Annotated in this window: 3 protein-coding genes and 1 pseudogene; all 4 read left to right on the plus strand. The window is 72.2% G+C overall.

Annotated features, from left to right (window positions below; all coding sequences use genetic code 11):
* Nucleotides 1-179 precede the first annotated feature (179 nt).
* Nucleotides 180-10439: pseudogene (locus ACZ5ON_RS04895) on the plus strand (non-ribosomal peptide synthetase); the annotation flags it as partial.
* A gap of 86 nt (nt 10440-10525) precedes the next feature.
* Nucleotides 10526-11743: a cytochrome P450 gene (locus tag ACZ5ON_RS04900; RefSeq protein ID WP_465585594.1), complete on the plus strand. Its 1218-nt coding sequence runs from the start codon at nt 10526-10528 to the stop codon at nt 11741-11743.
* Nucleotides 11744-11783: 40 nt separating this feature from the next.
* On the plus strand, nt 11784-12761 hold the full coding sequence (locus ACZ5ON_RS04905) for a TauD/TfdA family dioxygenase (protein ID WP_465585596.1): 978 nt from the start codon (nt 11784-11786) through the stop codon (nt 12759-12761).
* 265 nt (nt 12762-13026) lie between these two features.
* A complete protein-coding gene (locus ACZ5ON_RS04910) occupies nt 13027-13905 on the plus strand; it encodes an ACP S-malonyltransferase (protein ID WP_465585598.1) in 879 nt (292 codons plus the stop codon).
* Nucleotides 13906-13908: the final 3 nt, after the last annotated feature.

Here is a 13908-nt window from a genome sequence, read left to right on the forward strand (position 1 = left end):
ACTCTCCCGGCCCTCGATCTCCTTTCGATCCGCGTCCGATGGCCGCCGCCCGCCGGGACGCCCCCGCGGCGGCGAACGGCGGCCCGGATGTTGATGCGTCGTATATCGAATGGAGAAAGGGGCCGGAGACGGTGTCCGTTGCTGTGCCAGAAGCCGCGTCAGAAGGAGCCCACAGCCTCATGATTCCCCTGTCACCAGCGCAGCGACGCCTGTGGTTCGTCAACCGCTTCGAGGGGCCGAGCGGTACCTACAACAGCCCGATAGCGCTGCGCCTGCGCGGACCGCTGGACGCGGTGGCACTGCGGGCGGCGCTGGTGGACGTGGTGGGCCGGCATGAGTCCCTGCGGACGGTCTTCCCGGACGCCGACGGCGAGCCGTACCAGCACATCCTGGAACCGGACGAGTTCACCCTGGAGTTGGCCGTCGAGGAGTACGGCGGGGCGGGCCTGGCCGCCGCGCTCTCCCGCGCGGCCGGCCACCCCTTCGACCTGGCGAAGGAACTTCCGCTGCGGGCCCACCTGTTGGTGGCGGGTCCCGAGGAGTCGGTGCTGCTCCTCGTGCTGCACCACATCGCCGCCGACGGCTGGTCGATGGCACCGCTGTTCCGGGATCTGGCGCAGGCCTACCGAGCGCGACTGGCGGGTGCGGCGCCCGACTGGGAGCCGCTGCCGGTGCAGTACGCCGACTACACGCTGTGGCAACGGGAACTGTTGGGGGCCGAGAGCGACCCGGAAAGCGTGCTGCGCCGGCAGTCGGCCTACTGGCAGGAGACGTTGGCCGCTCTGCCGACCGAGCTGACGCTGCCGGTGGACCGGCCGCGCCCGGCGGTGGCCTCGCACCGGGGCGGGGTGGTGCGGGGCGAGTTCGACGCGGGGGTGCACCGGGCGCTGCTGGAGCTTGCCCAGGACCGTGGGGTGACGCTCTTCATGGTGCTGCAGGCCGCGCTGGCCACCACCTTGTCCCGGCTGGGCGCGGGTACTGACATCCCGGTGGGGATGTCGCTGGCCGGGCGCACCGACGAGGACCTGGAGGACCTGGTCGGCTTCTTCCTCAACACGCTGGTGCTGCGCACCGACCTGTCGGGCAACCCGACCTTCGATGAACTCCTCGCGCGGGTGCGGGAGGTGGACCTGGGAGCCTTCGAGAACCAGGACGTTCCGTTCGAGCGGCTGGTGGAGCTGCTCAACCCGGAGCGGGACAACGCGCGCCACCCGCTGTTCCAGGTCCACCTGCAGCTGCAGAACATCGGCGAGACGCACCTGGAACTTCCCGGTGTCAGCGTGGAGTTCGAGGAGATCGGCTGGGACAGGTCGACCTTCGACCTGAGCCTGACCTTCCTAGAGGCGGGCGATGGCAGCGGAGCGCTGCGGGCCTCGCTGGAGTACGCGGCCGATCTGTTCGACCCGGCCACCGCGCAGTGGCTGCTGGACTGCGTGGCACGGGTGTTGGCGGCGGTGGCGGCCGCTCCCGGTCTTCGGGTGGGCGCGGTGGAGCTGCTGTCGGAGCCGGAGCGGCAGCAGTTGGCGCGGTGGAACGACACCGCGGTTCAGGTCGCGTCGGGGACGCTGACGGAGTTCTTCGAGGCGCGGGTGGCGGCCACCCCGGACGCGGTCGCGGTCCTCTTCGAGGGCGAGTCCCTCTCGTATGCGGAGTTGAACGCGCGGGCGAACCGGCTGGCGCGGCTGCTGGTCTCGCGCGGTGCCGGTCCGGAGTCGTTGGTGGCGCTGGTGCTGCCGCGTTCGGTGGAGGCGGTGGTCGCGGCGTTGGCGGTGCTGAAGGCGGGGGCGGGGTATCTGCCGGTGGATCCGCAGTACCCGGCCGAGCGGGTGGCGTTCATGCTGGAGGACGCCCGTCCGGTCCTCATGCTGACTATGCGTCAGGTCGAGGCGGTGCTACCGGAGTCGAGCGCGGCTGCGGTGCTGGTGCTGGAGGAGGCCGTCGGGGAGCTGTCCGCGCTGGCCGCAACCGACCTGACGGACGCCGATCGGCTCGGCGCGGTCGATGTCCGCCAACCGGCCTATGTCATCTACACCTCCGGATCGACCGGGCGACCCAAGGGCGTGGTGGTCACCCACCAGGGCGTGGCCGGCCTGGTCGGCGCGCAGGCCGAGCGGTTCGGTATCGAAGCGGGCAGCCGGGTGCTGCAGTTCGCCTCGCTCAGCTTCGACGCCGCCCTCTCCGAGTGGGGCACGGCGCTGCTGACCGGTGCCACCCTGGTGATGGCCCCCGCCGACCGTCTGCTGCCCGGCCGACCACTGGCCGATCTGGTGGCGCAGCAGGGCGTCACCCATCTCACGCTGCCCCCGGCCGCCCTCGCCGGCCAGCCCGACGACAGCCTGCCGACCGGGGTGACCCTGGTGCTGGCCGGCGAGGCGGCCCCCGGTGAGCTGGTGGGCCGCTGGGCGCCGGGCCGACGGCTGATCAACGCCTACGGTCCCTCCGAGATGACCGTGTGCGCCACCATGAGCCCGCCGCTGGAGGGTTCGGCCACCCCGCCGATCGGGTGGCCGATCTGGAACACCCGGGTCCATCTGTTGGACGGCTACCTGCGCCCGGTGCCGGTCGGGGTGGTCGGCGAGCTCTACCTGGCCGGTGCCGGGATGGCCCGCGGCTATCTGGCGCGCCCCGAACTGACCGCGCAGCGCTTCGTGGCCAGCCCGTTCGAGCCGGGGGAGCGGCTGTACCGCACCGGCGACCTGGCCCGAAGGCGTCCCGACGGTCAGTTGGAGTTCATCGGCCGGGCCGACGACCAGGTCAAGCTGCGCGGCTTCAGGATCGAGCTGGGCGAGGTGGACGCGGCGCTGCTGGCGCACCCTGGGGTGCGGGCCGCGGCGACCGTCGTCCGTGAGGACACCCCGGGCGACCCGCGCCTGGTGGGCTACGTGGTGGCCGACGGCACGGTGGAGCCCGCCGAGGTGCGCGCGGCACTGGCCCGGCGACTGCCGGAGTACCTGGTGCCGGGCGCGGTGGTGGTGTTGGAGGCGCTGCCCGTGACGCCGAACGGGAAGGCGGACCGCAAGGCGTTGCCCGCCCCCGAGTACACCCGCGCCGCCACCGAGCGCCGGGCCCGCTCGCCGCGCGAGGAGATCCTCTGCTCACTCTTCGCCGAGGTGCTCGCGCTGGACACGGTGGGCGTGGATGACGGCTTCTTCACCCTGGGCGGGCACTCGCTGCTCGCCACCCGGCTGATCAGCCGGATCCGCAGCGTGCTCGGCGCCGAGCTGAGCATCCGCGACCTGTTCGCCGGGCCGACGCCCGCGCTGCTCGCCGAGTACCTGGCCCAGGGCGCCCAGGCGCGGCCGGCGTTGATGGCCAGGCCGCGCCCCGCGCGCACGCCGCTCTCCTTCGCGCAGCAGCGGCTCTGGTTCATCGACCGGTTCGAGGGCCCGAGCGGCACCTACAACACCCCGATCGCGCTGCGTCTGCACGGGCGGGTGAGCGCGCAGGCGCTGCAGGGTGCGGTCAACGACCTGGTCCACCGCCACGAAGTGCTGCGCACGCTCTTCGCGGAGGCCGACGGGGAGGCCTTCCAGGTGGTGCTGGAGCCGCACGCGGCGCCGATCGAACTGGCGGTCACCGCCTGCGAGTCGAGCGCGCTGGCTGCGGAGCTGGACGCCGAGGCCCGCCGCCCCTTCGATCTGTCGGGCGAACCGCCCCTGCGGGCTCGGTTGTTGGTCCTCGGCGCGGAGGAGTCGGTGCTGCTACTGGTGCTGCACCACATCGCCACCGACGGCTGGTCCTGGGCACCGCTCTTCCGCGATCTGGCGCAGGCGTACCAGGCACGCCTGGTGGGCCGCGAGCCGGACTGGGCGCCGCTGGCGGTGCAGTACGCGGACTACACGCTGTGGCAGCGGGAGCTGCTGGGCACGGAGGACGATCCGAACAGTCTCATGAGCCGTCAGCTCGACTACTGGCGCGGCGCCTTGGCGGGCGCGCCGGAGGAGCTGGAGCTGCCGGTGGACCGGCCGCGCCCCGCGGTGGCCTCGCACGAGGGAGCGGTGGTCTGGGCCGAGTACGACGCCGGCGTGCACCGGGCACTGGTGGAGCTGGCGCGCGAGAGCGGCGTGACGCTCTTCATGGTGCTGCAGGCCGCCACCTGCCTGCTGCTGTCGCGGCTGGGCGCGGGCACCGACATCCCGGTGGGTACGCCAGTGGCGGGGCGCACCGACGAGGCGATGGACCCGCTGGTCGGCTTCTTCGTCAACACGCTGGTGCTGCGCACCGACCTGTCGGGCAACCCGACCTTCCGTGAACTGCTGGCGCGGGTGCGCGAGGTGGACCTGGACGCGTATCTGCACCAGGACGTGCCCTTCGAGCGGCTGGTCGAGGCGCTCAATCCGGCCCGTCTGGCCGCCCGCCATCCGCTCTTCCAGGTCCTGGTGCAGCTGGAGGACCTCGGCGGGGCGGGCTTCGAGCTGCCCGGGGTCAAGGCCGAGCCCGAGCGGTTCGGTTGGGGCGCGGCCAAGTTCGACCTGGGCGTCTTCTTCGCCGAGGTGCGCGACGAGGCGGGCGCGGCGCGTGGGCTGACGGCCTCGCTGCAGTACGCCGCCGAGCTGTTCGACCCCGGCACGGCGCAGTGGCTGCTGGACTGCCTGACCCGGGTGCTGGAGTCGGTGGCGGCCGATCCGGGTCTGCGGGTGGGCGCGGTGGAGCTGCTGTCGGCCCAGGAGCGGCAACAGTTGGCGCAGTGGAACGACACCGCCGTCGCGGTCGAGCAAGGGACGCTGCCAGGGCTCTTCGAGGCCCAGGTGGCGCGCACCCCGGCCGCGACGGCCGTGGTCTTCGAGGGCCTGGCGGTCTCGTACGCGGAGCTGGACGCGCGGGCGAACCGGCTGGCGCACCTGCTGCTGGGCGAGGGCGTGGGCCCGGAGTCGATCGTCGCCGTCTGCCTGGAGCGCGGCGTCGAGCTGGTGGTGGCGCTGCTGGCGGTGCTGAAGGCGGGTGGCGCCTACCTGCCGGTCGATCCGGAGCACCCGCGGACGCGGATCGCGCACAGCCTCGCCGACGCGGGCGCGCAGGTGGCGCTGACCTCGGCGGCGCTCGGTGCGGTGCTGCCGGCGCAGCAGGCGCGGATCACACTGGACGGGCCCGCGACCCTCGAAGCGCTGGCGAGCCTGCCCGGCGGCACGCCGAGCGCGGCCGAACGCGCTGAGCTGCTGCCGGGGCACCCGGCGTACCTGCTCTTCACCTCGGGCTCGACCGGGCGTCCCAAGGGCGTGCTGGTGCCGCACGAGGGGATCGTGAACCGCCTGCACTGGATGCAGTCCTACGGCGGCCTGGAGCCAGGCGAGCGGGTGCTGCAGAAGACGCCGTTCGGCTTCGACGTGTCGGTCTGGGAGTTCTTCTGGCCGCTGCTGACCGGCGCGACGCTGGTGCTGGCGCGGCCCGGCGGGCACCGCGACCCGGGCTACCTTGCCGCGCTGGTGCGCGAACAGGCGGTGACCACGGCGCACTTCGTGCCCTCGATGCTGGAGTCCTTCCTGGCCGAGCCGACGGTCGGGCACTGCCTGAGCCTGCGGCGGGTGATCTGCTCGGGCGAGGCGCTGCCGCTACCGGCCCAGCAGCGGTTCTTCGAGCTGCTGCCGGGCGCGGAGCTGCACAACCTCTACGGGCCCACCGAGGCCTCGGTGGACGTCACCGCCTGGCAGTGCCGCCCGGACCAGACGGTGGGCTCGGTGCCGATCGGCGCGCCGATCGCCAACACCCGGGTGCACGTCCTGGACGACTCGCTGAGCCCCGTTCCGGTCGGGGTTGGCGGCGAACTCTACCTGGCGGGGATCCAGTTGGCACGCGGGTACGTCGGGCGAGCCGCCCTGACGGCGGAGCGCTTCGTCGCGGACCCGTTCGGGCCGCCCGGCTCCCGGCTGTACCGCACCGGGGACATCGCCAGGTGGCGGGCGGACGGTCAGGTGGAGTACCTGGGGCGGGCGGACGACCAGGTGAAGATCCGCGGCCAGCGGATCGAGCCCGGCGAGGTGCAGGCCGTGCTGGCCGCGCACCCGCAGCTGGCGCAGGTGGCGGTGATCGCGCGTCAGGACACCCCGGGGGACGTTCGACTGGTCGCCTACGTGGTGCCCGCCGAGGGCGTGGAGACGAGTGGACTTCCGGCTCCGGTACGGGAGTTCGCGGCGGACCGACTGCCGGCCTACCTGGTGCCGGCCGCGGTGGTGGTGCTCGCGGAGCTGCCGTTGTCGGTGAACGGGAAGCTGGACCGCAAGGCGCTGCCAGTGCCGGAGTTCACCGCTTCGTCGAGTGGTCGGGCGCCGCGCACGCCGCGCCAGGAGATCCTCTGCTCGCTCTTCACCGAGGTGCTCGGCCTCGCGTCGGCGGGTGTCTCGGTGGGCGTGGACGACGGGTTCTTCGAGTTGGGTGGGCACTCGCTGCTCGCCACCCGGCTGACCGGGCGGATCCGCTCGGTGCTGGGCCGGGAGGTCGGCATCCGCGACCTGTTCGAGAACCCCAGCGTCGGCGCGCTGGAGGCCATCCTGGACGCCCGCGCCGGGCAGCGGCCCGCCCTGGCGCCGATGCCCCGCGACGGTGCGCTGCCGCTCTCCTTCGCGCAGCAGCGGCTCTGGTTCATCAACCGGTTCGAGGAACTGGGCGGTACCTACAACACTCCGCTCGCGCTGCGGCTGCGCGGGCCGCTGGACACCGCAGCACTGGAGGCCGCGATCAACGACCTGGTCGCCAGGCACGAGGTGCTGCGCACCACCTTCCCGCAGCTGGACGGTGAGCCCGCCCAGCTGATCGCCGAGGGCGCGGACGCCCACATCGCGTTGCGGGTGAGCAGCTGTGACGAGGCTTCACTGCCACGCGCCCTGGAGGCGGCGGCCGGCCACGGCTTCGACCTCACCGTGGAGCTCCCGCTGCGCGCCGAACTCTTCGAACTCGGTTGCCAGGAAAGGGTCCTGCTGCTGGTGCTGCACCACATTGCCAACGACGGCGGATCGTGGGCCGCGCTGCTGACGGACCTGGCGGTGGCCTACGAGGCGCGCGCGGCCGGTGCGCCGCCGCAGTGGTCGCCGCTGCCGGTGCAGTACGCCGACTACACCCTGTGGCAGCGCGAGTTGCTGGGGTCCGAGACCGACCCGCAGAGCCGGCTGTCACGTCAGCTGGATTACTGGCGGCAGGCGTTGGCACAGCTGCCGCAGGAGCTGGCGCTCCCGGTGGACCGGCCGCGTCCGGAGGTGGCCTCGTACCAGGGCGGCTCGGTGTGGACCGAGTTCGAGCCGCAGGTGCATCAGGCCCTGGTTGCGCTTGCCCGCGGGCACGGCGTAACGCTCTTCATGGTGCTGCAGGCTGCCTTCGCCGTCACCCTGTCGCGGCTGGGCGCGGGCACCGACATCCCGCTCGGCACGCCGGTGGCGGGCCGCACCGACGCAGCCTTGGAAGAGCTGGTCGGCTTCTTCGTGAACACGCTGGTGCTGCGCACGGACGTGTCGGGCAACCCGACCTTCGGTGAACTGCTCGTGCGGGTGCGGGAGGTGGACCTGGGGGCCTATGAGAACCAGGACGTTCCGTTCGAGCGGCTGGTCGAAGTCATCAACCCGCCCAGGTCGTTCGCTCGCAACCCGCTCTTCCAGGTCCTGGTTCAGCTGGACAGCGTTGATGAGCCGCGCCTTCGGCTGCCCGGCCTCGACGCCGCACCCGAGCCGCTCCGCTGGGACGCGGTCAAGTTCGACCTGGCCCTGTTCTTCTCGGAGTCCGCCGCGCAGGAGGCCGACGGCAGCGGCGGCCTGCGAGCCTCGCTGCAGTACGCCGCCGCGTTGTTCGACCGCTCCACCGCGCAGTGGCTGCTGGACTGCGTGGTGCGGGTGCTGGAGTCGGTGGCGGCCGATCCGGGCGTGCGGGTCGGTGCGGTGGAGTTGCTCTCGGACCAGGAGCGGCAGCGGCTGGCGCAGTGGAACGACACCTCGGCGCCCCTCGCGCCGGCGACGCTGCCCAGCATGTTCGAGGAGCGGGTGATGAGCTCGGCCACCGCGCCGGCGGTCGTCTGCGGCGATGAGTCCCTCTCGTATGCGGAGTTGAACGCGCGGGCGAACCGTCTGGCGCGGCTGCTGGTCTCGCGCGGTGCCGGTCCGGAGTCGTTGGTGGCGCTGGTGCTGCCGCGTTCGGTGGAGGCGGTGGTCGCGGCGTTGGCGGTGCTGAAGGCGGGGGCGGGGTATCTGCCGGTGGATCCGCAGTACCCGGCCGAGCGGGTGGCGTTCATGCTGGAGGACGCCCGTCCGGTCCTCATGCTGACTATGCGTCAGGTCGAGGCGGTGCTGCCGGAGTCGAGCGCGGCTGCGGTGCTGGTGCTGGAGGAGGCCGTCGGGGAGCTGTCCGCGCTGGCCGCAACCGACCTGACGGACGCCGATCGGCTCGGCGCGGTCGATGTCCGCCAACCGGCCTATGTCATCTACACCTCCGGATCGACCGGGCGACCCAAGGGTGTGGTGGTCGAGCACACCTCGCTGGTGAACTACCTGAGCTGGGCGGTGCAGGCCTATCCCGGAGTGGAGGAGCGCACCCTGCTGCACTCCTCGCTGGCCTTCGACCTGTCGGTGACCGGACTGTACGCGCCGCTGCTCAGCGGCGGAACCGTTGACCTGGGCGAGTTGGATCCGCAGGTGACGGCCGGGGCGCCGCCGGCGTTCGTCAAGGCGACCCCGAGCCATCTGCCGCTGCTGACCGAGCTGGCGGGTGTCTCACCCACCCGCACGCTGTCGCTGGGCGGCGAGCTGCTGCTGACCGGGGCGCTGGAGGCCTGGCGGCGGCAGAACCCCGGGGCCGCGGTGGTCAACGAGTACGGCCCCACCGAGACCACGGTCGGCTGCATGGAGTTCCGCGCCGAGCCGGGACAGGCGCTGACCGGGGACTCGGTCTCGCTGGGACGGCCGATCTGGAACACCCGGGTCCACCTGTTGGACGACTACCTGCAGCCGGTTCCGGTGGGGGTGATCGGTGAGATGTACGTGTCGGGCACTGCGGTCGCCCGCGGGTACCTGGGTCGACCGGGGGTGACAGCGGGCCGCTTCGTGGCCAGCCCGTTCGAGCCAGGGGAACGGATGTACCGCACCGGGGACCTGGCACGCTGGTGCGCCGACGGCCGGATGGAGTCGGTGGGCCGGGTCGACGACCAGGTCAAGCTGCGCGGCTTCAGGATCGAGCTGGGCGAGGTGGAGGCGGCGCTGCTGACCCACCCGGGGGTGCGGGCGAGTGCGGCCATGGTCCGCGAGGACGTGCCGGGCGACCGGCGCCTGGTGGGCTACGTGGTCGCCGAGGGGGTGCTGGATCCGGCCGAGGTGCGCGCGGCGCTGGGCCGCCGGCTGCCGGAGTACCTGGTGCCGTCGGCCGTGGTGGTGCTGGACGAGCTGCCGCTGACCACCAACGCCAAGGTGGACCGAAAGGCCCTGCCGGCACCGGAATCGGGCGCGACGCCCAGCGGCCGGGCACCGCGCACGCCGCGTGAGGAGGTGCTCTGCTCGCTCTTCGCCGAAGTGCTGGAGCTGGAGTCCGTGGGAATCGACGACGGGTTCTTCGACCTGGGCGGCCATTCGCTGCTCGCCGCCCGGCTGACCGGACGGATTCGCTCGGTGCTGGGTCTGGAGGTCACCATCCGCGACCTGTTCACCCGGCCCACCGTGGCCGAGTTGGCCCGGCAGCTGCACAGCGGCGGCGCTGACGACTCGCTCGACGTGCTCTTCCCGCTGCGCCCGCGGGGCTCGGGAACGCCGCTGTTCTGCGTCCACCCGGCGGCCGGGATCTCCTGGGTCTACTCCGGCCTGCTGCGTCACCTCGATCCCGACAGCCCGGTCTACGGCCTGCAGGCCCGTGGACTCACCCGGTCCGACGAACTGCCCGCCACGGTGGCCGAGATGGCCGCTGACTACCTGGCCGAGATCCGAGCCGTCCAGCCCACCGGCCCCTACCGGCTGCTCGGGTGGTCGTTCGGCGGCGTGGTCGCGCACGCCATGGCCGTCCAACTCCAGGCCGCCGGCGAGCAAGTGGAGCTGCTCGCGCTGCTCGACAGCTACCCCGGCGCCACCGGGCCCGAGTTGGCCGCCGACGCGCCGCAGACCCTGGCGGTGCTGCTGGAGTCGATCGGCTACGACGCCGATCACGAACAGCCGTTGGATCCCGCCCGCCTCCTTGAGGTGCTGCGCACCGAGGGCAGCCCGCTGTCCGGGCTCGACGAAGAGCAAGTGCGCGCCCTGGGTGCGGTGTTCGCCGCCAACGACCGGCTGGCCAGAGCCGGTGCCGCGGGTGTCTACCAGGGTGAGGTGCTGCACTTCACCGCCACCCTCGGCCGACCCGCCAACGCCCCGCAGCCCGCGGACTGGCACCCGTACGTGTCAGGGGCGGTGACGGCCTACGAGGTCGCCTGCACGCACGGCGCGCTCACCCAACCGGAGCCGATCGCGAGGGTCGGTGCCGTGCTCGCCGAGAAGCTCGGCTGACGGCCGATCGGCCAGGGGCCTGTCCGGCAAGATCCGCCGGACAGGCCCCTGGCGGCCCGCCAACCACTACTACCGAGGAGAATCCCTTGCCCGGCGACAACGCCCAGAGCCTGCTGGACGGGTTCCGCCCCGAGTGGACGGCCGACCCCTACGGCCTCTACCGCATCCTGCGCGAGCGCAGCCCCGTCTACTGGGACGACCTGATGCGCAGCTGGGTGGTGCTGGACCACGCCACCATCACCCGGCTGGGCAAGGACCGGCGGCTGTCCGGCGCCCGGATCCGCGACTTCCACCAGCAGCTCCCGGCGGCCGCGCAGGCGGAGATGGCGCCGCTGGCGCAGACCCTCTCGGACATGATGCTCTTCAACGAGCCGCCCAGGCACACCCGGCTGCGCGGCCTGATCAAGCCCGGTCTCACCCCGCGCTTCATCCAGTCGATGCGTCCGGCGATCCAGCAACTGGCCGATGCCCTGCTGGACCGGGCGATCGAGCAGGGCGGGGGCCGGCTCGACATCGTCAAGGACTACGCGGAGCCGCTGGCCCGCGGCCTGATCAGCGACCTCTCCGGGGTCCCGCAGGAGGCCGCCCACCTGCTGGCGGACTGGCAGAGCCTGTTGCACGAGCTGTTCAGCCAGTCCACCCGGGAGTTCGGTCGGCTCCAGGCGATGCGCACCGCCTTCGACCAGGTCGCCGACCAGCGTCGGGCGGGTACCGCCACCGACCGGTTCAGCGAGGTGATCGCCGGGCAGCTCGAAGCGGCGGACTTCACCGAGGACGAGGTCTTCGCCAACTTCCTGCTGCTCATCGACGCCGGGCAGGCCACCACCACGCACCTGATCGCCAACGCGGTGCTGGCCCTGATCCAGCACCCCGAGCAGGCGAGGCGGCTGCGCGCGGAGCCGGAGCTGTCGGCGAACGCGGCGCACGAGTTCATGCGCTACGACAGCTCGGTGCAGTTCACCACCCGGATCGCGCTGGAGGACATCGAGGTCGGCGGGCACCTGATCAAGCGGGACGAGTCGGTCACCCTGGTACTCGGCGCAGGCAACCGCGATCCGCTGCGCTACCCGGACCCGGACGCCCTGGACGTGACCCGCAAGGCGAGCGACCAGCTCTCCTTCGGACACGGGATCCACTACTGCCTCGGCGCGGCCCTGTCTCTGGCGGAGATCGACATCGCCGTCGCCACCCTGCTGTGCCGCAGTCAGGAGCTGCGCCTGACGGATCCGCAGCTGCGGTGGTTGGACAGCATCAACTTCCGCTTTCTGAAGAGCCTGCCGGTCGAGCTGCATCCGAGCGGCTGATCCGCTCCAAGGGAACCCCGCTTTCCGAAAGGAACCCCGAATGACACTCGCCCAACCGACCCGGACCGACGAGCTGACTCTCGACCCGGTGGCCTCGGCTGAGCTCGAGGAGCTCGCGCGCGAGCTGCTGAGCGTGGCGGACGGCCAGATCGACTCCCCGCAGTGGGTCCACGCCGTGCGGCACGCCTGGGCCGACGCACCGACCGAACTGCGGCGAACTCTCACGGAGTTCAGACGTGACTCCGGCACACCCGGCGCGCTGCTGCTGCGCGGACTGCCGATCGAGGTGGCCGCCGTCCCGCCCACCCCGACCGCTCGGGGCTCGGTCCAGCGCACCGCCACCTTGCCCGCTGCCGTCCTGATGCTCATCGCCCACGGTCTCGGCGACCCGATCGCCTACCGGCAGGAGAAGGCCGGCGCGCTCGTCCAGGACGTGGTCCCGGTGCCGGGGCTGGAGGACTTCCAGGGCAACGCCGGCTCGACCCGGCTCACCTTCCACGTGGAGAACGCCTTCCACCAGCACCGCCCGGACTACGTGTTGCTGCTCTGCCTGCGGGCGGACCACGAGCAGCAGGCCGAACTGCGCCTCTGCTCGGCCCGTCAGGTGCTGCCGCGGCTGAGCGCGGCCGCACTGGCCGCGCTGAGCGGACCCAACTTCGAGACCGCCGCGCCGCCGTCCTTCGCCGCCGGCGAGGGCGGGCGCCCGCACGCGGTACTGGCGCACAGCGAGGAGGACCCGGTGCTGCGGATCGACGAGGCGGCGACCAAGCCGCTGGGCGCGCCCGCCGCGGCGGCCATGGCCGAACTCTCGGCGCTCTTCCAGGCCTCCTACCGCCCGGTGCGGCTCGCCCCAGGGGATCTGGCCATCGTCGACAACCGGGTGACGGTGCACGGGCGCTCGGCCTTCGTGCCGCGTTACGACGGCCGGGACCGCTGGCTGCAGCGCACCTTCGTGGCCGCGGATCTGCGCCGCTCGCGCAGTCACCGCCCGGCCGACGGGCAGGTGCTCGCCTTCTGAATCCGGCCTGAATCCGGCCTGAATCCGGCCTGAATCCGGCCTGAATCCGGCCTGGACCCGTCCTGGACCCGTCCTGGACCCGTCCTCGGGCCCTTCTGGCGTCCCCGCTCAGGCCCGGCCGCACCGCGCCTGCTGTTCGGCCGTCGCCGCTGTGGAGCAGTTGAAGATCCGACATTGATCGGGCTCCTCGACATTGGTCCCTGCCGGTGTTGACCGGCGGCAGCCGCGGCGCGGCCGAACTGTTGGTATCGAGCTGAGAGACGTCATGGTGTTTGCGATTCTCTTCCCCGGACAGGGGGCGCAGTTCCGAGGCATGGGTGCGGATCTCTTCGACTGCTATCCGGGGCTCACCCGGTTCGCCTGCGATCTGCTGGGCTACGACCTGGCCGCGCTCTGTCGCGACGACCCCGAGAACCTGCTCGCCAGCACCCGGTACACCCAGCCGGCCCTCTACACCGTCCAGGCGCTGCAGCTGTTCGAGCGCACCCGCCGCGAGGAGCGGGCCGCGGACTGCTACCTCGGCCACAGCATCGGCGAGTACAACGCCCTGCTGGCGGCGGAGGTCTTCGACTTCGAGACCGGCCTTCAGCTGGTCAAGAAGCGCGCGGAGCTGATGGCGGCCGCCAGCGGCGGCGGGATGACGGCGGTCAAGGACGTCGCGGCCGAGCGCCTGCTGGAGATCTTCGAACAGGACGGCGTAGAGGGTATCGACCTGGCCGGCTTCAACACCGATGCACAGATCGTCATCGCGGGGCCGCTGGACCTGCTGCCCGCCGCGCACGCCGCGCTGGAGCGCCGAGGCGTGCGCCATGCGCCGCTGCGGGTCAGCGGACCGTTCCACTCGCGCTACATGGCGCCGGCCCGCGCCGAGTTCGAGGCGTTCCTGCGGGACTTCAGCTTCGCCGAGCCGAAGACACCGGTGATCGCCAACGTCACCGGACGCCCCTACCAGCCGAGCGAGACCCTCCGGCTGCTGTGCGACCAACTCGTCGAGCCGGTGCGGTGGACGGACAGTGTCCGCCACCTGCTGGCACTGGATCCCGAGGTGGAGTGCGCGGAGCTCGGCGGCCGGGCCCTGCTGCGCATGGTGGAGCAGATCCGCACCTCCGCCCTCCCCACCAAGCTCACCGACTCGAGGAAATGAGAC

The organism is Kitasatospora sp. NPDC032150 (genome assembly GCF_055579945.1).

What these genes read in the sequence shown, in the direction of transcription:
- ACZ5ON_RS04905 (WP_465585596.1), top strand. Translation starts at nt 11,784, where the DNA reads ATGACACTCGCCCAACCGACCCGGACCGACGAGCTGACTCTCGACCCG.
- ACZ5ON_RS04910 (WP_465585598.1), top strand. Translation starts at nt 13,027, where the DNA reads ATGGTGTTTGCGATTCTCTTCCCCGGACAGGGGGCGCAGTTCCGAGGC.